Source organism: Rhodoferax sp. SPJ21, assembly GCF_058216335.1.
Genome location: NZ_JBYZMO010000003.1, coordinates 131515 through 152257, shown reverse-complemented (window position 1 = coordinate 152257; position 20743 = coordinate 131515). Strand labels below are relative to the sequence as shown.

Sequence of the window (20743 nt, the reverse complement as noted above, 5' to 3'; positions counted from 1 at the left end):
CTACACGGTCAAAGCCGGCGCATCTACAGATGACTGGTCAACGATGACCCGCACCGCCGCACCGCCGCTCCGCCAGACCGAAAGACGCAGCCAGCCGCTTGTTCACATTAGCCCGCTCTGCAAGTCTGCTGGAAGGGGGCAATGGATTCAGTGTATGCCGGTGCCGTGGTGGCGAGCTTTGTGCAGGGCATTGCTGCTGGCCAGCTCTATTTGCTATTGAATCAGTAGCTGCCAGCGCATGTAATTCCTGCGCTAGAAGCGGTTTTGACGCAGGTCAGAGCTTGAGCGTCAGCTGGCGCCAGGCGCTGTCTACCGTACTGCTTTGCAGCGTGGCGCTGCCGAACTGCAGGCTGCGCGTGTCGCTGGCGGGCACATACAGCACCACGCTGTCATGTACCGGTGGGCGGGCGCCTTCACGTAGCACCTGGATGCTGAGGGTGTCCGCCGTGCTGCTGACCTGCAGCCGCCATTGGCCGTGGCTGCCGTCGCGGCAGGCCTGGGTGTGGCCGTCGTCCTCGAAGCAGGTGGCTTCGAACTGGCCTGTGCCCTGGAACGGGAAGACCTGGAAGCCGCGTACGTCTTGCACCTGGGCAAAGTGGATGTCGCCTACGTTCAGTGCGATGGCGCTGCCTTCGCGGGCCAGCAGGGGCGGGGGGCCGTCCAGCGGGGCGTCCAGCGTGATGTGCTGGCCTGCCTTGTGGTACTGCGCCGTGGACCATTCGACCCAGCCGCCGCTGCCAGGCAGCCAGACGCGGCGCTGGGTGTGGCCCTCGTCCACCACCGAGGCCACCAGCAGGTTGGCGCCGAGCAGCATGTCGTCGTTTTCTTCCAGGCAGCGCGGGTCTTCCGGGAAGTCGTGGTAGGTCGGGCGGATGATGGGCTCATACGCGCTGTGGTAGCGCCACACCAGGTCGTACAGGCAGGGCATGAGCCGGTAGCGCAGGTGGATCAGCGCGCGGATGTGCGGCGTGGCGGCGGGGTACATCCAGGGCTCGTTGACGGTCTTGTCGTCGTTCCACGAGTGGATGCTGAAGCGTGGCAGGAAGATGCCGTGCTGCACCCAGCGCACCAGCAGCTCGGGGCTGGGCGCTGGGCCGGAGAAGCCGCCAATGTCATGCCCGGTGTTGGACACGCCGGACATCGCCAGGCCCAGGCCCATGCGGATGTTGTAGCGCAGGGTTTCCCAGGCGGTGTAGTTGTCGCCCGACCAGGTTTGCACATAGCGCTGCATGCCGGCCGCGCCCGAGCGCGACACCAGGTAGGGCCGCTCGGCCGGCGCGAACTCGGTCTGCGCGGCGTGCGATGCCTGCACCATCAGCAGGGTTTGCAGCGGCTTGGCTTCACGCGCAGGGCGTGGCGTGCCGAAGCCGTACGACATGGCCTGGTCGCTCCAGATTTCGTATTCGTTGTTGTCGTTCCAGGTGGTGGGTATGCCGTACTGCAGCAGCTGCTCGGTCACCTGCTTCTTCCACCAGGCGATGGTGGCGGGCTGGGTGAAGTCCAGGTAGGCGCCGGTGCCGTCCCAGAACTGTATGGCGGTGGGCTGGCCGTCGGGGTCGGCCACCAGCAGGCCGGCCTGGCGAGCCTCCTCAAAACGCGGGTGGTCGCGCAGCAGGGCGGGCTTGATGTTGGGCACCAGGCGCACGCCTTTGGCGAGGTAGCTCTCTACGAACGCTGCGGGGTCTGGAAACTTGTCTCGGTTCCAGTTGAACACGTAGCGACCCGGGCCGATGGAGGTGTAGCCGGACGATAGGTGGAACGAGTCGCAAGGGATGTCGTGCTCGGCGCAGCGCTGCAGGAATTCGCCCATGCGCTCCTGTGCATTCGGCGCGTCGGTGTAGCTCATGGTCGAGCCCGAGTAGCCGAGCGCATAGCGCGGCGGGAAGATGGGGCGGCCGGTCAGCCAGGTGTAGCGCTTGGTGATGGCGGCGGGGTCGTTGCCGGCGATGTAGTACAGGTCCAGGTCGCCATGGTCGGCTACGAAGTAGCGGTAGTGGCCGTGGTAGTTGTCCAGCTCGCGGCCCATGTCGAAGCTGCAGTCGGACAGGGTGTCGTAGAACAGGCCGAAGCACAGGCCGGCGTCCTTCTCGCCACCTTTGCGGGTGATGTAGAACGGGGTGTGCTTGTACAGCGGGTCGGTGTTGCGCGCGCTGTAGCCCATGGGGTCCAGGTTGCACATGCGGTAGCGCTGGCCGGCGCGGTTGGCGTCGCCTGCGCGCTCGCCCAGGCCGAAGTAGGCCTCGCCACGCTCGCGCTGCAGGTAGTGGTAGACCTTTTCGTCCCACCAGCCGAAGTTATAGCTTTGCGTGGAGCGGTCGGCGGCGGTGGCTTGCCACTTGCCTTTGTGCTGGCTTTCCCAGCGGCAGAAGAAGCCGGCCAGGGTGATGGTGAGGCGCACGGCCGCTGTGGTGATGCACAGCTGCTTTTCGTCATGCGTCAGCGCGAAGGTCGGCAGCGAAAAGCCGCTGGTGTCGAATCGGTCGCGGCCCTCCACGGGCAGGTTTTCCAGGCCGGGCGCCACTGTCCAGCTGCGTGGCATCTGCAACTGGCCGCTGGGCAGCACCAGCACGCGCAGGATGTCTTCTTCCAGCACCCAGACATGGGCGACGGCGCCGCCAGTGCTGCGCAGTTCGAGGTGGTTGCCGTTGCGTGCATGCAGGGCGAATGCGGGGGGATTGTCGAGTCGCATGGTCGGATGGAATTTGGGTTACAGACGCAGACCGTTCTGGTCGAAGCAATGCAGGTGCTCAGGGGGGGCGCTGACGCGCACGGTGTCGCCGCGCTGTATGGTCGTCTGGCCGTTCAGGATCAGCTCAAAAGGCGCATCGGGCACCACGTTGCCGTGCAGGATGCTGGTGGCACCCAGTTGCTCGACCTGCTTGACCTTAAGCTGCAGCGGGCCGGCTTCATCCAGCTGCGCGTGCTCAGGGCGTATGCCCACGGCGTGCGCGCCGGGCAAGGCGGTGGGGAACTGTGCTGCGGGTACAAAGTTCATGCGCGGGCTGCCGATGAAGCCGGCGACGAACTGGTTACGCGGCTTGTTGTACAGCTCCAGCGGCGTACCCACCTGTTCGATGCGGCCGGCACGCAGCACCACGATCTTGTCGGCCATGGTCATGGCTTCCACCTGGTCGTGGGTGACGTAGATCATGGTCGCGCCCAGGCGGGCGTGCAGGTCGCGGATTTCGGCGCGCATGGACACGCGCAGCTCGGCATCCAGGTTGCTGAGCGGCTCGTCGAACAGGAACAGCTTGGGTTCGCGCACGATGGAGCGGCCAATGGCCACACGCTGGCGCTGCCCGCCCGAGAGCTGGGTGGGCTTGCGCTGCAGCAGCGGGGCCAGCTGCAGCATGGTGGCGGCGGCGGTGACCTTGGTTTCAATGACCGACTTGGCTACGCCCAGGTTTTCCAGCCCGAAAGCCATGTTGTCGTACACGCTCATGTGCGGGTACAGCGCATACGACTGGAACACCATGGAGCAGCCACGGTGCGCGGCCGACACCTCGTTGACGCGCTGGCCGTCGATGCGGATATCGCCGCTGGTGGCGGGCTCCAGCCCGGAGATGATGCGCAGCAGGGTGGACTTGCCGCAGCCGGATGGGCCGACGAAGACCACGAATTCACCGTCAGAAACGGTCAGGTCCACGCCATGGATGATGGTGCTTTTGTCAAAGGTCTTGACGACGTTGGAGAGTGCAAGAGTAGCCACGGAATACGTCCTATAAAAGGTTTACTTCACACCGGCACCGGCAATGCCAGTGGTGATGTATTTCTGCAAGAAGGTGAAGACGATGGTGATCGGGATCAGCGTGATCACCGTCATGGCCAGCAGGTAATGCCACTGGGTATTCAGCTCGCCCTGGAAGGCGTTCAGCGCCAGCTGCAGGGTGAAGTTCTCTGATTTGGACAGCACGATCAGCGGCCACAGGAAGTCGTTCCAGCGCCACATGAAGGAGAAGATGGCCAGCACCGCCATGGCGGGCGCGGCCAGCGGCAGGATGATCTTCCAGTAGATGCGCCATTCGCTCGCGTTGTCCATGCGCGCGGCCTCTAGCAGCTCGTCTGGAATGGTCAGCATGTACTGGCGCAGCAGGAATACGCCGGTGGGCGTGGCGATAGCGGGCAGGATCACGCCCCACAGGTTGTTCAGCAGGCCCAGGCCCGAGATCACCAGAAAGGCCGGCACCAGGATGATGGTGGGCGGAATCATCAGGGTGGCGATGATCAGCACGAACACCGTCTTCTGCCCACGGAACTGGTACTTGGACAGTGCGAACGCGGCCATGGAGTTGAACAGTAGCGTGAGGATGGTGGCCACCACGGTGATGAACACGCTGTTCCACAGATAGGTGCCAAAGGCGAACTTGCCGAACAGCTCTGTGTAGTTTCCGCTGGCAAACTTCAGTTCATTCAAGGGCTTGCGGTCGTTGATGTTGACCTTGATTTCCGTTTCCGGCTGGGCCGGGTCCACCATGGTGGCGATGATGCCGATGCGGCGCACCTGGGCCAGCTCGCGGGTTTTGCCGCTCTCGTCTTTTGCGAGGAACAGCGGCAGCGGTTTGTCAAAGCCCGCCACCACCACCTCTTTCTGGCTGTAGGGCAGGAAGCTGGGTGGGAACTGGCTCAGCGCGCTTTCGGTTTTGAAGGACGACATGACCAGCCACAGTACGGGGCCGAACATGACGACCAGGCCTGCCAGCAGGTAGGCGTAAGAGAGCCAGTCGGTCCAGTGCAGGCGGCTGCCACCATATTTGCCACTGTTTGCACCACCACGGGTGCGGGTAATGAAATTGGCCATTGGGCTTGTCCTCTTATTTCTTGGTCTTGCCGGCTTCGCTGGCCTTGGACAGGCGCAGCTGCACCAGGGTCAGCGCCATCAGGCCCACGGCCAGGATCAGCGATGCCGCAGCGGCCAGGCCGTACAGGTGGATCTGCTCGGCAAAGCCGGTCTGATAGATGTATTGCACGATGAAGGTGGTGGCCGAGCCCGGGCCGCCGCCCGTCAGCACGAAGACCTCGTCAAAGCTCTGCACCGCGCGGATCATCACCAGCACCAGCACCACGATCAGGTTGGGCATGAGCAGCGGCAGGGTGACCCGGGTGAGCACGCGCCAGGGCGGTGCGGCATCCATCTCGGCGGCTTCGTACACGTCTTTCGGGATGGCTTGCAGGCCGGCCAGCAGGATCAGGGTATAGAAACCCATGTGCGCCCAGATGGACACGGCCACCACCCAGAAGAAGGCCCAGTGCCGATCCAGCAGCCAGTCCATGGGTTGCGAGCCCATGGCGACCAGGCCGGCATTGAACACGCCCTGGCTTTGCAGCAGCCATTTCCAGATCAGCGCCACCACCACCGGCGACAGCAGCACGGGGTAAAAGAACACGCCGCGCCAGAAGCCGCGGCCGATGATCTTGCGGTTCAGCACCAGGGCCGTGAGCAGCGAGAACAGCACCATCAGCACCACCTGGATCAGGCTGAACTTCACGGTGTTCAGAATCGAGCGCCAGAAGATGTCGGTGCGGCAGGTCTGCAGGTCCATGTAGTCCCGGCATTCCAGCAGGATGGAGAAGTTTTCTACCCCCACAAACGGGCGCTGCGTGGGCAGCAGGTTCACCCCGCCCGTGGCCGCATACACCAGGTTGATGACGATGGGCAAAAAGGTGAACACGCCGATCACCAGCAGGTTGGGCCCGACAAACAGCCAGCCTATGCGGGAGTTGCCCAGCCATTTCTGGCCCAGCCGAAAGATCGGCTCGAACAGGTTGAAAAACAAGCCTAGAAGGCGCAGAAACACGGACATGGATATCCCCTCCAGTAGCACCCGCTTGGCGCAGGCTGTGCCCCTAGGCGCAACAGCGCAGCGCCCAGAGGTGGCTATTCAAATACTACAAATTTCATAGCTGCTTGCGCAGTATTTATAAGCGCTGGAGGCCTAAAAGGTATCTGGTCCAGCGCGGAACAGTTGGCTACTTCTCTGCCTGTTTGACCGCTTCGTTCATGTCGGCGCCGATCTTGGTGATGGCTTCGTCCACGCTGATTTCTCCAACGATGGCCTGCGTCACGCGGGTCACGGTCGGCAGCATTAGGGCGCGGTTGTATTTGTAGCCTTGCAGTGCGTAGGCCGCAGGTGCGACGGAGGGCGCGCCGTTGGTGAAGACAGTCAGCGCAGCCTTGGCGGCAGGGCCGGCGCTGGTATAGGCCAGGCCGCGTTGGGCCACCCCGGCGTGGGCGGGAATGGTGTTGGTGCGGGATGCGAACTCGGCCACGTTGGCTTCTTGGGCCATGAAGTCCAGGAACTGCGCCACTTCCTTGGGCGACTTGGTGGTCTTCAGCGCGACCCAGGCCGAGCCGCCGGGCATGCCGCTGCAGGCGGTGCTGCCACAGGGGTTGGGCACGGCCACCCAGTCAAAGGCGTTGCCGATTTCCTTTTGCATGCGGTTGATCTGCCACGAGCCGGATAGGATCATCACCAGGCGGCCGTTCTTGAACTCGCCCACGGTGTCGGCATAGCTGGAGCCGCCGGAGCCGCCCCACACGTCCTTCAGCATAGTGCCGTCTTTATGCCAGGCGACGAACTTGCCCACGGCGGTTTTGTAGCCATCGTCTAGCGCCAGGTTGCCCTTGGCATCGAAGATCTTGGCGCCATAGCTGATGGCCGGGCCGGCAAAGCGGTGGCCGGAACGGTCCCAGGCCATGGCGGCCGGGGTTTGGGTGGCTTTGGCAACCTTGCGGGTGGCGTCGGCCCATTCGTCCCAGGTGGCTTTGGGGCCGGGCAGGGCGATCTTGGCCTGTTCGAACAAGGTCTTGTTGACGAAGGGCCCGGTCATGGTCATTTGCGACAGCATGCCGTAGATGCCCTTGTCGCCCGCCTTGTTGCGCATCCAGGGCAGGGTGGTGCCGAAGTTGGTTTCCCAGTATTTGCGGTCTTTCAGGTAGGGGCCGATGTCGATGTAGTTCTTCGACAGGCCACCGATTTCGGCTACGCGGGCGATGTCCGGGCCTTGGCCCGCGGCCAACTGGATGGGCAGCTGCTCAACCACAGTCTTGTAGGGCACGATGTCCAGGGCTACCTTGGCACCGGGGTTTTGCTTTTCGTAGCGCTTGATCAGGTCGGCGGTCACATCGCATTCGATGCCGTCCTGGTAGCACATGACGCGGATGTCGGCCAGTGCAACGGTAGCCAGGCCCAGCAGGCCAGCGCCCAGGGCAACTTTCAAGGTGGTGGATTTCATGGGAGCAGCTTTCTTTCAGGGGGGAAGGAATGAAAAGGAGAGTTCGACGCAGGCGACGATCTCAAGAGGCAGAACGCACACCTTCCAGGAACACCGCAGAACTGGCTTTGCCAGGCTGCTGGTGTTGCCCCCTGCAAGGGGGTTGGCGGAAAGTGCGCAGCACTGGAGCCTGGGGGTGAGTCACAACCTTCAGCGCACCATGCACGGACGCTTGTTGTCGAACTTCCAGCCGGGGATCAGGAACTGCATGGCCTGTGCGTCGTCGCGTGAGCCCAGTCCGTGCTGCAGGTACAGCTGGTGGGCTTTGTCGACCTCGACCATGTCCAGCTCCACGCCCAGGCCGGGCTTCTTGGGCACTTGCACGTAGCCGCCCTGGATCTGCAGCGGCTCTTTGGTCAAGCGCTGGCCGTCTTGCCAGATCCAGTGCGTGTCGATGGCCGTGACCTTGCCCGGTGCGGCTGCGCCCACATGGGTGAACATAGCCAGCGAGATGTCGAAGTGGTTGTTGGAATGCGAGCCCCATGTCAGCCCGAAGGACTGGCATAGCTGGGCTACGCGCACGGAGCCGGCCATGGTCCAGAAGTGCGGGTCGGCCAGCGGAATGTCCACCGATTGCAAGGCCAGGCTGTGGGCCATTTCGCGCCAGTCGGTGGCGACCATATTGGTGGCCGTGGGCAGGCCGGTGGCGCGGCGGAACTCGGCCATGACTTCGCGGCCGCTGTACACGCCCTCGGCGCCGCAGGGGTCTTCGGCATAGGCGACCACGCCGCGCATGCGCTGGCCCAGGCGGATAGCGTCTTTCAGCAGCCAGCCGCCGTTGGGGTCCAGCGTGACGCGGGCTTCGGGGAAGCGTTCGTGCAGTGCCACCACGGCATCGACTTCCTCGTCGCCGGGCAGCACGCCGCCCTTGAGCTTGAAGTCCTGAAAGCCGTAGCGTTCTTGCGCGGCTTCGGCCAGGCGCACGATGGCTTGGGGCGTCATGGCTTCTTCATGGCGCAGGCGGAACCAGGCGTTGTCGGCTCCGGGCTCGGTGCGGTAGGCCAGGTTGGTTTTTTTGGCGTCGCCCACGTAGAACAAATAGCCCAGCATCTGCACCGCGTCACGTTGCTGGCCTTCGCCCAGTAGGGCGGCGACCGGCACTTCCAGGTGCTGGCCCAGCAGGTCCAGCAGGGCCGACTCGGCGGCGGTGACGGCATGGATGGCCACGCGCAGGTCGAATGTCTGGGTGCCGCGCCCGCCGCTGTCGCGCTCGGCGAACTGCTTGCGCATAGCGTTCAGGACGGCCTGGTAGTTACCGATGGACTGGCCGACGATCAAGGCGCGGGCGTCTTCCAGCGTCTGGCGGATTTTTTCGCCGCCGGGCACCTCGCCCACGCCGGTGCGCCCGGAGTTGTCGGTCAGCACCAGAATGTTGCGGGTGAAGAACGGGCCGTGCGCCCCGGACAGGTTCATCAGCATGTCGTCGTGGCCGGCAACGGGAATCACGCGAAGTTCGGTAATGCGGGGCGTGGAATGTGAAGACGGAGTGGACATGGGCGACGAATGTAGTGGGTTGGTATTGTTGTTTGTTATCGATAACAAAGTAAGTGAAGCATAGCTTCTGGAAAATGCTGTAAATAGAGGGTATACCCGCATTCTCCAGTGAGTAGGACGTAAGCCCGTGTTTGAAAATACCCCGTTGCCAAGAATGTTATTGTTATCATTAAGGCATGTCGCAAGCCCTGACTGTTCACGATATTGCCCGCCTGGCTGGAGTCTCCGCCATGACGGTGTCGCGCGCGCTGAACCACCCTGAGCAGGTGTCGCCGACCACGCTGGCCAAGGTACAAGAGGTGGTGCAGCGCACCGGCTTCATCCCCAACGGCATGGCTGGTGGCCTGCGCTCGTCGCGCGCCCGGCTGGTGGCGGCGGTGTTGCCCACGCTGGTGGGGCCGGTGTTCCAGGAAACCATACAGTCGCTGAACCAGGCGCTGGACGCACGGGGCTACCAGCTCATGATCGGCCAGAGCGGCTACGAGCAGTCGCGCGAAGACGCGCTGCTGGACGCCATCATTCGCCGCCGGCCCGACGGCATCGTGCTCACCGGCATCATGCATTCGGCCGCCGGGCGGCGCCAACTGCTGGCGTCCGGCATCCCGGTGGTGGAGACCTGGGACTTGACGCCCACACCCATCGACATGCTGGTGGGCTTTTCGAACGAAGACATCGGCGCTGCGGTCTGCGCCTATCTGCACCAGCGCGGCTACCGCCGGCCGGCCCTTATGTGCGGCGACGACGAGCGCGCACGCCGCCGCAACAGCGGCTTTCAGCGCATGGCACGCAGCCTGGGTTGGCAGACCGATGTGCCGGTGTACCTCACCCCGCCGCCCACCACCCTGGGTGCCGGGCGCGCGGGCCTGGCCGAGCTGCTCAGCCGCCCGGAGGCCCCCGACGCCGTGTTTTGCAGCTCCGACATGCTGGCCCTGGGCGTGCTGATCGAAGCGCAAACGCGTGGCATCAGCGTGCCCGGCCAACTGGCCATCGTCGGCCTGGGCGACGTGGGCTTCGCCGCCAGCCTGGAGCCTGCGCTGACCAGCGTGCGCATAGACGGCACGCGCATAGGCCAGACGGCAGCCCAGTACATCGTGGACCGGGCCGATGGCATTGCGATTGCCGAGCCGATTGTGGACATCGGGTTTTCGATTGTGGAGCGGGGCACGGCCTAGCGCCGGTGTTATGTTCGATTGGGGACATTGCTACATTTAGCATAGCTGCCGGCGCAGGTGCTGATTGCGCTAGCGAACAATTTGGCCAATTATCCCGTAGCGCCATATTGCGCCACCGGCCATCGCTACGTTGTCTATCGCACAGACCGCAGTGCGTGCTGCTTGTACCTTGGGCTATCGAACCACCCAGGAGCTATCCATGCAGCACTTTCAAATCGCAGTCGTTATTGGCAGCTTGCGCAAAGACTCGTTGAACTGCCAGTTGGCCAACGCCATCGTCCGGCTGGCGCCGCCCCATTTTTCGTTCAAACCAGTGGAAATTGGCGACTTGCCGCTGTATGACCAGGATGACGATGCCCAGCAGGCCGATACCGTGATTCGGTTGAAGCAAGACATTGCGGCCTCGCAAGGCTTGCTGTTTGTCACCCCGGAATACAACCGCTCCATCCCGGGCGTGCTCAAGAACGCGATTGACCATGCGTCCCGCCCCTACGGCCACAGCGCGTGGCCCGGCAAGCCGGCAGGGGTATTGGGCATATCGGTGGGCGCTATTGGCACGGCGATGGCACAACAGCATTTGCGCAACATACTGGCGTACCTCGATGTGCCTGTGATGGGGCAGCCTGAAGCCTTCGTCCATGGCAAAGAAGGCCTGTTCGATGCAGACGGCAACATCGGCGCGGCAAGCAAAGAGTTTTTGCAAAGCTGGATGGACCACTTCGTGGCGTGGGTGCAGAAGCAGACTCTGATGCCCGGCAAGACGGCGTCCGCCTAAGCCTGCGCCAAAGCCACCCATGTGCACGCACTCACACAACTACGGCCCAAACGGCCGCATCTACGCGCTGGTTTGTGCGCTCTGTGCATTAGGGGCAGCCGCATGACGGCGCCGCTGCTGCGCAGTGCAATGCCCACGCCCGCGCAAATCGAATCCACGGCGCATTGCGATCTGGCCATCCGCATTTTTGAGCGCTTGCTGCACGGCTTTGAAGGCAAGGCCAGCTTGCGGCTGTGGAACGACAGGCTGCACACACTGGGTGTGGAAGCATCCGCCTTTACGCTGGTGCTGCGCGACCCGACGCTGCTGCGCAAGTTGATTACCGCCAAAAGCCCGGTATTGCTGGCTGACGCGTACTTTCGGGGCCAGGTGGATGTGGAGGGCGATCTCTACAGTGCCCTTGCGCTGAAGGGGCATTTTGAGGCGCTCGCCTTGCCTTGGCGCGACAAGCTCTCTTTGCTACTGGAGGCGCGGCGCTTGCCTGCGCATGCGGGGCCACCGGCCAGGGCTTCGAGCGGCATGGTGTCACGCATTGCGGACAAGTTCACACACAAGCACTCCAGGGTCTCAGACCAGGCGGCGATTGCCTTCCACTACGACGTGTCCAACGACTTTTATGGGCTGTGGCTGGATGAGCAGCGGGTGTATTCCTGCGCGTACTTTGAGACGCCGGAAGACACGCTAGACCAGGCGCAGAGAAACAAGCTAGAACACATCTGCCGCAAGCTACGCCTGCAGCCCCACGATCGCATACTGGACATCGGTTGCGGCTGGGGGGCGCTGGTGTGCTGGGCCGCGCAACACCACGGCGTGCATGCGCACGGCATCACCTTGAGCCAGCAACAGTTCGACTACGCCAGTGCACGCGTCGCCGCGCAGGGCCTGCAGCACCTGGTGACGGTGGAGCTGCGCGACTACCGCGACCTGCAAGGCCATGCTGTTTATGACAAGGTGGCCAGCGTAGGCATGTTCGAGCACGTGGGTTTGGCCAATATGCCCACCTACCTGGCCACGGTGCAAAGGGTGCTGCGGCCGGGTGGCTTGTTTCTGAACCACGGCATCACGCACGATGAAGAGGGCTGGAACCAGACGGTGGCCACTGAGTTCATCAACCGCTATGTGTTCCCGGATGGCGAGTTTGACTGTGTCAGTAACATCCAGCTGGGCATGGAGCGTGCGGGCTTTGAAATCGAAGATGTGGAAGCCCTGCGCCGCCACTATGCCTTAACGCTGCGGCACTGGGTGCAGCGGCTGGAAGCCAACCGCGATGCCGCTCTGCAGCAGGTGGACGAGCCCACGTTCCGAGTCTGGCGCCTGTATATGGCGGCCTGCGCTTTGGAGTTTGAAGCCGGTGGCACGGGCATCTACCAGATATTGGCATCACGGCGCGGCGCAGAAACGGCATTGCCGCTGACGCGCCAAGACTTGTACGAGCGGCCCGCAACGACCGAAATGACCGAAAGCGCCAAGGAAATATATGGCTATTTTTTCACTTGAGCACAGCCGGTTTGCATGGCGGGTGGACTTGTCGCTGTACGGAATGGCGATTGTGGCTTTGATGGCGGTGATGCTGCTCTATGGGCCTAGGGCACAGTGGTTCGCCATGGCGGTGTGTGTGCCCTTGGGGCTGGGGAGCTGGACCATCATTGAATACGTGCTGCATCGCTTTGTGTTGCATGGCGCACAGCCGTTTCAAGACTGGCACGCCAAGCACCATCAGCAGCCCAAGGCATTGATCTACACGCCCACGTTTTTCAGCGCGACATTGATATTTGCGTTTGTGTTTCTTCCCGCCTGGGTGGCTGGCGGCCTGTGGATTGCCTGTGCGCTGACGCTGGGCATTCTGGTGGGCTACCTGGCCTATTCGGTAACACACCACAACGTACACCACCGGCAAATCGACTTCTACTTCAAGCATCGCCGGTACTGCCATGCGCTGCACCACCACGCTTTGCAACCCGGTTGCTACGGGGTGACCAGTTCATTCTGGGACCGGGTGTTTGGCACCTTGTCACCGGCCGCCTTCTCCCAAAAGACGCTGTGCGGTATGTACGAATAAGAAAATAGCCTCTGGTGCAGATAAATACTGCGCCAGAGGCTATTATTTTGATAGCAAAGAGCGGGCGTACTACGCTGCGTTAATGCTTTCCGCATGGTGGCAGGCCACCTCACGACCCAGCAGCGGGCGCAACTGCGGCTCCTCTGTCGAGCAGCGGGCCGTGGCGTGCGGGCAGCGCTTGTGGAAGGCGCAGCCTGTAGGCGGGTTCAGCGGGCTGGGTAGCTCGCCGGTAATCTTGATCTTCACCTTGCGCTGGTGCCGGTCGATCGACGGCGTGGCCGATAGCAGGGCCTGCGTGTAGGGGTGCAGCGGGCGCTCGAAGATCAGACCCTTGGTGCCGACCTCGACCGCACGGCCCAGGTACATCACCATCAGGTCGTTGGCCACATGCTCGACCACCGCCAGGTTGTGCGACACGAACACGTAGGCGGTCTGAAACTCTTCCTGCAGGTCCATGAACAGGTTCAGCACCTGGGCCTGGATGGACACGTCCAGCGCCGAGGTGGGCTCGTCGGCCACCAGAATCTTGGGCTGCAAGATCATGGCCCGCGCAATCGCAATCCGCTGGCGCTGGCCGCCGGAGAACATGTGCGGATACCGCTGGGCAAACTCGGGCCGCAGGCCGACGCGGCGCATGGTGTCATGGACCTTGGCGGTGCGCTCGGCGGCGCTGAGCTGGGTGTTCAGCAGCAGCGGCTCGGCCAGCTGGTCGATGATTTTCTGGCGCGGGTTCAGGGATGCATAGGGGTTCTGGAACACCATCTGCACCTTGCTGCGCATGGCTTTGCGCTGGGCGGGGTTGGCGGTGTCCAGCGCCTGGCCGTCCATCACCAGGCTGCCCGAGGTTGGCGCTTCGATCAGCGTCAGCGCGCGGGCCAGCGTGCTTTTGCCGCAGCCGGATTCGCCCACCACAGCCAGCGTCTTGCCGGCTTGCAGCTGGAAGGAAATGCCGTTCAGCGCCTTGACCTGCAGCTTGGGCTTGAAGGCGCCCTGGGCCACGGCGTAGTAGCGGGTGAGGTTCTTGGCCTCTAAAACGATTGCGCTCATGCCGCCACCTCCACATTCAGCGGGAAGAAGCAGCGCACGGCGTCGCCGTTGTGCGCGGTGAGTGCGGGGCGTTCGAACTTGCAGCGGTCTTGTACACGCGGGCAGCGCGGCGACAGCAGGCAGCCCTTGGGCCGGTCGTACTGGCCGGGCACCATGCCTTTGAGCGTGCTCAGGCGGCGCGCGCCGTGGCTGCGCTCGGGCACGGCCTGCAGCAGTGCGTCGGTATAGGGGTGGGCCGGGTGGTCGAACAGGCGGTCTACCTTGCCGGTTTCCACCACCTGGCCGGCGTACATCACGGCCACGCGGTGGGCTACCTCGGCCACCACGGCCAGATCGTGGGTGATCATCACCAGGGCCATGTTGTGGGCTTTTTGCAGGTTCACCAACAGGTCCATGATCTGCGCCTGGATGGTCACGTCCAGCGCCGTAGTGGGCTCGTCGGCGATCAGCAGGCGCGGCTTGCAGGCGATGGCAATGGCGATCATCACGCGCTGGCTCATTCCGCCCGATAGCTGGTGCGGGTACACGTCCAGGCGGCTTTTGGCGGCGGGGATTTCGACCATCTCCATCAGCTCGACGGCGCGGGCCGTGGCCGCTGCGCCGCGCAGGCCCAGGTGCTGCTTCAGCACTTCGATGATCTGGTAGCCCACGGTGAAGCTGGGGTTCAGCGAGGTCATCGGGTCCTGGAAGATCATGGCCATGTCTTTGCCCAGCAGCTTGCGGCGCTGGGCGGGCGTGATCTTCAGCAGGTCCTGACCGTCGAAATTCAGCGTGTCGGCGGTTATGCGGCCCTGGCCGTCCAGCAGGCCCATGAGGGCCATCATGGTCACCGATTTGCCGGACCCAGATTCGCCAACGATGCCGACGATTTCACCCTGGGACACGGCCAAGTCCAGCCCGTCCACCGCCCGGAAAGCGCGGCCTTGCGGGCCGAACTCTACGGATAGATTTTTAATGTTTAACAAACTCATCGTGTTTCTTTTCGCGGGATCAGGCCGCTGTTTTCAATTTGGGGTCCAGTGCATCGCGCAGGCCGTCGCCCATCAGGTTGATCGCCAGGACCGACAGCAAAATGGTCAGGCCAGGCAGGGCGACGACCCACCAGGCGCGTTCGATGTAGTCGCGCGCCGAGGCCAGCATGGTGCCCCACTCGGGGTTCGGCGGCTGCACGCCCAGGCCCAGAAAGCCCAGTGCCGAGATTTCCAGAATCGCGGCCGAGAAGCCCATGGTGGCGTGCACGATCAGCGGCGCCATGCAGTTGGGCAGCACGGTGACGAACATCAGGCGCAGGGTGCCAGCACCCGACAGACGGGCGGCAGTCACGTAGTCGCGGTTCAGCTCGGTCATGGCAGACGCGCGGGTCAGGCGCACATAGGCGGGCAGCGACACCACGGCAATGGCCACCAGCGCATTGCCCAGCCCAGGGCCAAGCACCGCCATGATGGCAACAGCCAGCAGCAACGCGGGCAGGGCCATCATGATGTCCATCACGCGCATGACCAGCGAGTCCAGCGCCTTGCCGAAGAAGCCCGCCACCAGGCCCAGCACCACGCCGGGGATCAGCGCCATCAGCACCGAGAAGAAGCCGACGAACAGCGACAGCCGCGCGCCGTGGATCAGGCGCGAGAGGATGTCGCGCCCCACCTCGTCCGTGCCCAGCAGGAACTGGCTGGAGCCGCCAGCCACCCAGGCAGGCGGTGCCAGGAAGTGGTCGCGGAACTGCTCGACCGGGCTATACGGCGCCACCCAGGGCGCGAACAGCGCGGCCAGGCAGACCATAGCCATGAAGGCCAGGCCGACGACGGCGCCTTTGTTTTTGGAGAAGCTGCGCCAGAATTCGCTCCAGGCGGAAGGGGGTGTTGCCAGGGCGAACTCTTGGTCGTCGCTGGCGGGGAGGGCAGAAGAGTTCATATGTTTGGTTTATTGTTGAGAGCCTCGGATGGCGTGCCGTGTTCACCCAGAGATGCCACGGGACCGGCTCTGCCGGACCGTAGGCATCGCCCCCTGCAAGGGGGTAGGAGGCGACGCGCAGCGCGCAAGCCTGGGGGTGTTCTCATTTCATGTGACGTATGCGTGGGTTGGCCACGCCGTACAAGATGTCTACGATGAAGTTGGTGGTGATCACCAGGGTGGCGACCAGCAAAATGCCGCTTTGCACCACCGGGTAGTCACGCCGGCTGATGGCGTCGATCAGCCATTTGCCGATGCCGGGCCAGGAGAAGATGGTCTCGGTCAGCACCGCGCCGCCCATCAGCGTGCCGACTTGCAGGCCGATCACGGTCAGCACCGGTATCAGCGCATTGCGCAGCGTGTGGATGAACACCACGCGTGCGGGCGACAAGCCCTTGGCGCGGGCGGTACGCACATAGTCTTCACGCAGCACTTCCAGCATGCTGGAGCGCGTCATGCGCGCAATCACCGCCAGCGGAATGGTGCCCAGCACGATGGTCGGCAGGATCAGGTGCTTGATGGCGTCCCACAGTGCACCTCCGTTCAGGCCGGGGTCGGCACGCTGGGCGCGCCAGGCGTCGATCAGCATAAAGCCAGTGTCGGGCGGTATGTCGAACATCAGGTCAATGCGGCCGGATACCGGCGTCCAGCCCAGCCCACTGGAGAACACCATGATCAGTACCAGGCCCCACCAGAAGATGGGCATGGAATAGCCGGTCAGGGCCAGTGTCATCACCCCGTGGTCCAGGATGGAGCCGCGTTTGACCGCCGCCGTCACACCCGCCACCATGCCCACCACCAGGGCGAACAGCAGGGCCATCAGCGCCAGTTCCAGCGTGGCGGGGAACAGGGTTTTGAATTCGGTCCAGACGGGGATTTGCGTCTTCAGCGAAGCGCCCAGGTTGCCCTGCGCCAGCTGCCCCAGGTAGTGGACGTACTGCACCGGCAGCGGCTGGTCCAGGCCGAGCTGCTTTAATGCCGCAGCGTGCATTACCGGGTCTAGCGTGCGCTCGCCCACCATCACTTCGATGGGGTCGCCGGGGATCATGCGGATCAGGGAAAAGGTCAGCAGGGTGATACCGAAGAAGGTCGGAATCACCACGGCCAAGCGTTTAAGGATGTAGAAGAACATAGCTGCTTAAAACAAAAAAGCAAGGTAACGAACTGTGCCGCTACCTTGCTTTCCAGACGGACGCTGGGGGGTTACTTGGAGCTCACGCCCGCGAAGTCAAACACAGCAAACGGGCTGATCTTCAGGCCGTCCACACCTTTGGTGGTGGGCAGGCTCACGGTGGAGTGGGCAATGGTGGACCAGGGCAGGTCGCGCTTGAAGACTTCTTGCGCCTTCATGTACAACGCGGTGCGTTCCTTTTGGTCCAGGCTGTTGCGGGCCTTCAGCACCAGGCCGTCAAACTCCTTGCTGCAGTAGCGCGCGTAGTTGTTGCCGCCCACGGCGTCGCAGGTCAGTAGCACGCCCAGGAAGTTGTCGGGGCTGGCGTAGTCGCCGCTCCAGCCGATCAGGCCTGCGTCTTGTTCGCCGGCCTTCATGCGCTTGAGGTATTCGCCCCATTCGTAGCTGACGATCTTGGCCTTGACGCCGATCTTGGCCCAGTCGGCCTGGATCATCTCAGCCATCAGCTTGGCGTTGGGGTTGTAGGGGCGCACCACTGGCATGCTCCACAGATTGATCTCAAAGCCATCGGGGTAGCCGGCTTTTTTCAGCAGCTCTTTGGCTTTTTCAATATTGGTGGGAGCGTTCTTCAAAGCCGGGTTGTAAGACCACAGCGAGGATGGGAAGGGGTTGGTGGCTTCCTGGCCCTGGCCTTGGTACACGGCCTCGATGATGGCTTTGCGGTTGATCGCCATGTCCAGCGCCTGGCGCACTTCCAGCTTGCCGGTGATGGGCTTTTCAGTGTTGTACGACAGGTAGCCGATGTTGAAGCCGGGCGCGGTGATGACCTTCAGCTTGGGGTCGGCCTTCAGGCTTTCCAGGTCTTGTGGCTTGGGATAGGACATGGCTTGGCACTCACCGGCCTTGACCTTCTGGGCGCGCACCGATGCATCGGTGGTGATAGCGAAGATCAGGTTGTCCAGCTTAATGTCCTTGGCGTTCCAGTACTGCTTGTTGGCCGCGTAGCGGATTTGCGAGTCTTTTTGGTAGCGCTTCAGGATGTAGGGGCCAGTGCCTACGGGCTGCTGGTTGATCAGCGCTGGCGTGCCAGCGGCCAGCAGCTTGTTGGCGTGCTCAGCCGACAGGATGGAGAACACCGGCATGGCGATCTTGGCCAGCAGATCAGGGTCGGGCTTTTTCAGGAGGAAGACCACGGTGTTGTCGTCGGTCTTGCGCACCGACGCGACGTTGCTGTCCAGGCCGGTGTCGCCCGCATAGGGGAACTGCACCGGATAGGCCTTGGCGAAAGGCGTTGTTTTGTCGAACATGCGCATGAACGTGAACACCACGTCATCGGCATTGAAGTCGCGGCTGGGGGTGAAGTTCTCGGTGGTGTGGAACTTCACGCCCTTGCGCAGATGGAAGGTGTAGGTCAGGCCGTCGGGCGCGCTGTCATAGGACTCAGCCAGGGCGGGGACCACCTTGGTGGTGCCGCGCTCGAACTCGACCAGGCGGTTGAAGATGGCCATGCCGGCCGCATCGAAGGTTTGGCCGCCGGTGTACTGCGCAGTGTCAAAGCCCTCGGGGCTGGCTTCGGAACAATAGACAAGGGTGCCAGCGGCGTGGGTTGCCAAAGCGGCGACGGTCAAGCCCAGGGCTGCGACCAGTTTGCTCAAATTTTTCATGGTTCTCCAAATATGTCAAAACGCAAAGGCAAACGTGCACTGCGATGGTGCTCGCATCGTGCGGCGGTGGGATTGGTAGATACCCCAGCGTCTGCCGGCGAGATTATCTGCAGGTTTTATGCCACCCGGTGGATGGGTGTCACCTAGGTGTCAATGCTATGGAATAAATAGCTGCTGGCGCAGGCTTTATATGCGCTGGAGCCATATTTATTTTGAATGCGTGCTGGCCGGCCCGTGGCGCAGCAGTACATCGCACAGGAATTCGGCCGCCGGCGTCAGCGGCAGGTCGGGGCGGCGGACCAGCACGATGGCCGGGGCGGGCAGCAGCTCCGCGAGGGGGATGGCCTGTAGCGTGTCGCGCGTCAACGGAAACTCGCCCCACTGCACCGGCAGCATGGCCAGCAGATCGCTGTGCGCCAGCGCCACCATCACCGACATGGCCGAACGCGCCTGTAGCACCACCTGCGGCGCGGCCAGGCCATGGCTGCTGAACAGCCGCAGCAGATCGTCCGCCGCGTCATAGTCCACTGCGGTGGTGGCCCAATCTGCGCCGGCCAGTTCCTTCAGGGAGCGGCAGCCTACCAGGGGATGGCCTTTGCGACAGACTACGGTGCGGGTGTTGTCGAACAGCTTTTGCACCGCCAGCCCGGGGGCCGGCGGGTTGCGCGGAGCGGCGCCGAGGTAGAAGTCGATGGTGCCGTCGCGCAGGCCGCTTTCGGCATCGGGGAACAAACCCTCGATCAGTTGCATGCGTACCTTGGGGTAGCGCTGGCGGAAGGCCTTCAGCGCATAGGGCAACATGCCCACATGCGGCATGATGGACAGCGCCACCACCACCGTGCCGCGGTCGTCACCGCTGTGCTGGGCGATCTCGTCCAGCGCGCGCCGTGCCTCGTGGATGATGGTGCTGGCGCGCACATGGAAGCGCCGGCCCAGTTCGGTCAGCACCATGCCGGTGGTCTCGCGCAGAAACACCGCACCGCCCAGCTCCTTCTCCAGCGTTCGCACGCTGCGTGTCAATGCGGGTTGCGGTATCTGCAGTCGCCGCGACGCCGCGCGCAGGCTGCCGTGCTCGACGATGGCCACCAGATGCTGTAACTGTTCCAGCTTCATGGGCAGTGTCCGGTGGGGGGATGCAGAAATCGAATCATGTTTTGGATTTTGCCATCTTTGATAGATCGGCCAGGCTGCCTAAAGTTGTGCCAACAAGGCCTGAACCACAGAGCCGACAGGAGACAACACCATGCCATTTCAAGCATTCGCCGCGCCTGGCGATCTTTCGACGCACACCACAGCGCTCTTGCGACTTTCCAGCCCCTGAGGCTGGCGCCCGTTCCACCTTATTTCGTGTCTAAAACCCCGCGCACTGCGGGGGGGGACTTTTCTTGCCTCCTCACTTTGAGAGATTGCTATGACTGAACGTAAAAAAGCCCTGGTCACGGGCGGCGCCACCGGTATCGGCCGCAGTGCCGTGCTGGCCCTGGCTCGCGCTGGCTTTGATGTGGCCATCAACTATTCCTCCAGCGCCCACGCAGCCGAACTGGTCGCCGTCGAAGCCCAGGCACTGGGCGCCAAAACCTTGTTGCTGCAATGCGATGTCAGCGACGATGCTGCGGCCCGCGCCATGCTGCAGAAAATCGACGCGGCCTGGGGCCACCTTGACGGCCTTATCAATAACGCTGGCACCACTGCAAAGTGGAAGGTGAAAGACCTGGAAAGCCTGGACATGGCCGAGTGGGACCGCACCTTTGCCGTCAACGTGCGCGGCAACTTTCAGGTAACCCGCGCCGCCGTGCCGCTGCTGAAGAAGGGCACGGAGCCAGCCATCGTCTTTACCGCCAGCATCGTTGGCCTGCGCCCCGGCCCGCAGCCGCTGCCGTATTCGGCCAGCAAGGCCGCCATCATCAGCATGACCAAGATGCTGGCCTGGAACCTCGGCCCCGAGATCCGCGTGAACGCCGTAGCCCCCGGCTGGATGGAAGGCGAGTGGATGGAGCGCATGTTGGGCGACAAATACGACGACCTGATGGGCAAGCGCGCCAAGCAGACGCCGCTGCGCCGCTGCGTCACCGCCGACGACGTGGCGGAAACCATGCTGAACCTGCTTACCGCTAACCGCTTTGTCACTGGCGAAGTGGTCGTTATCGACGGCGGCTTTACCAGCTCGACCTGAGGAGA

The 20743-nt window shown here is 63.1% G+C and carries 17 protein-coding genes; 5 read left to right on the top strand and 12 right to left on the bottom strand.

What is annotated here, in order from left to right:
- Positions 1-274: 274 nt before the first annotated feature.
- The 6 genes from AC4BBN_RS16065 to gudD form a co-directional block, all read right to left on the bottom strand.
- Positions 275-2689 carry a glycoside hydrolase family 31 protein gene (locus tag AC4BBN_RS16065; protein WP_490593006.1) on the bottom strand — a complete coding sequence of 805 codons (2415 nt, stop codon included), beginning with the start codon at positions 2687-2689 and terminating at the stop codon, positions 275-277.
- A gap of 18 nt (positions 2690-2707) precedes the next feature.
- Positions 2708-3709, bottom strand: coding sequence for an ABC transporter ATP-binding protein (locus AC4BBN_RS16060; protein WP_490593005.1), 1002 nt, complete (start codon positions 3707-3709; stop codon positions 2708-2710).
- Between the two features lie 21 nt (positions 3710-3730).
- Positions 3731-4798 carry a carbohydrate ABC transporter permease gene (locus AC4BBN_RS16055; RefSeq protein ID WP_490593004.1) on the bottom strand — a complete coding sequence of 356 codons (1068 nt, stop codon included), beginning with the start codon at positions 4796-4798 and terminating at the stop codon, positions 3731-3733.
- A gap of 13 nt (positions 4799-4811) precedes the next feature.
- On the bottom strand, positions 4812-5801 hold the full coding sequence (locus AC4BBN_RS16050) for a carbohydrate ABC transporter permease (RefSeq protein WP_490593003.1): 990 nt from the start codon (positions 5799-5801) through the stop codon (positions 4812-4814).
- 166 nt (positions 5802-5967) lie between these two features.
- Positions 5968-7233 carry an ABC transporter substrate-binding protein gene (locus AC4BBN_RS16045; protein ID WP_490593002.1) on the bottom strand — a complete coding sequence of 422 codons (1266 nt, stop codon included), beginning with the start codon at positions 7231-7233 and terminating at the stop codon, positions 5968-5970.
- Between the two features lie 189 nt (positions 7234-7422).
- Positions 7423-8766: a glucarate dehydratase gene (gene gudD, locus AC4BBN_RS16040; RefSeq protein WP_490593001.1), complete on the bottom strand. Its 1344-nt coding sequence runs from the start codon at positions 8764-8766 to the stop codon at positions 7423-7425.
- 176 nt (positions 8767-8942) lie between these two features.
- Between gudD and AC4BBN_RS16035 the strand changes: the two genes are divergently transcribed.
- From AC4BBN_RS16035 to AC4BBN_RS16020, 4 genes are all read left to right on the top strand, one after another.
- Positions 8943-9938, top strand: a complete 996-nt coding sequence (locus AC4BBN_RS16035; protein WP_490593000.1) for a LacI family DNA-binding transcriptional regulator — start codon at positions 8943-8945, stop codon at positions 9936-9938.
- A 199-nt stretch (positions 9939-10137) separates the two neighbouring features.
- Positions 10138-10713 (top strand): NADPH-dependent FMN reductase, encoded by a 576-nt coding sequence (locus AC4BBN_RS16030; protein ID WP_490592999.1) that lies wholly within the window; start codon positions 10138-10140, stop codon positions 10711-10713.
- Between the two features lie 129 nt (positions 10714-10842).
- On the top strand, positions 10843-12210 hold the full coding sequence (locus AC4BBN_RS16025; protein ID WP_490593640.1) for a class I SAM-dependent methyltransferase: 1368 nt from the start codon (positions 10843-10845) through the stop codon (positions 12208-12210).
- A complete protein-coding gene (locus AC4BBN_RS16020; protein ID WP_490592998.1) occupies positions 12191-12772 on the top strand; it encodes a sterol desaturase family protein in 582 nt (193 codons plus the stop codon). The genes AC4BBN_RS16025 and AC4BBN_RS16020 overlap by 20 nt, the downstream gene beginning before the upstream one ends.
- Before the next feature lie 69 nt (positions 12773-12841).
- Here AC4BBN_RS16020 and AC4BBN_RS16015 read toward each other — a convergent pair whose 3' ends face one another.
- From AC4BBN_RS16015 to AC4BBN_RS15990, 6 genes are all read right to left on the bottom strand, one after another.
- Positions 12842-13819, bottom strand: a complete 978-nt coding sequence (locus AC4BBN_RS16015; protein ID WP_490592997.1) for a peptide ABC transporter ATP-binding protein — start codon at positions 13817-13819, stop codon at positions 12842-12844.
- Positions 13816-14790: an ABC transporter ATP-binding protein gene (locus tag AC4BBN_RS16010; protein WP_490592996.1), complete on the bottom strand. Its 975-nt coding sequence runs from the start codon at positions 14788-14790 to the stop codon at positions 13816-13818. Before AC4BBN_RS16010 ends, AC4BBN_RS16015 begins: the two co-directional genes overlap by 4 nt.
- Before the next feature lie 19 nt (positions 14791-14809).
- Complete coding sequence (locus AC4BBN_RS16005) at positions 14810-15730, bottom strand: ABC transporter permease subunit (protein ID WP_490592995.1); 921 nt, start codon at positions 15728-15730, stop codon at positions 14810-14812.
- Between the two features lie 142 nt (positions 15731-15872).
- A complete protein-coding gene (locus AC4BBN_RS16000; RefSeq protein ID WP_490592994.1) occupies positions 15873-16901 on the bottom strand; it encodes an ABC transporter permease subunit in 1029 nt (342 codons plus the stop codon).
- A 71-nt stretch (positions 16902-16972) separates the two neighbouring features.
- Entirely contained in the window at positions 16973-18565 is a 1593-nt protein-coding gene (locus tag AC4BBN_RS15995) for an ABC transporter substrate-binding protein (RefSeq protein ID WP_490592993.1), read from the bottom strand.
- A gap of 207 nt (positions 18566-18772) precedes the next feature.
- A complete protein-coding gene (locus AC4BBN_RS15990; protein ID WP_490592992.1) occupies positions 18773-19678 on the bottom strand; it encodes a LysR substrate-binding domain-containing protein in 906 nt (301 codons plus the stop codon).
- A gap of 298 nt (positions 19679-19976) precedes the next feature.
- On the opposite strand from AC4BBN_RS15990, the gene AC4BBN_RS15985 reads away from it, so the two are divergent.
- Positions 19977-20738, top strand: coding sequence for an SDR family NAD(P)-dependent oxidoreductase (locus AC4BBN_RS15985; RefSeq protein WP_490592991.1), 762 nt, complete (start codon positions 19977-19979; stop codon positions 20736-20738).
- Positions 20739-20743: the final 5 nt, after the last annotated feature.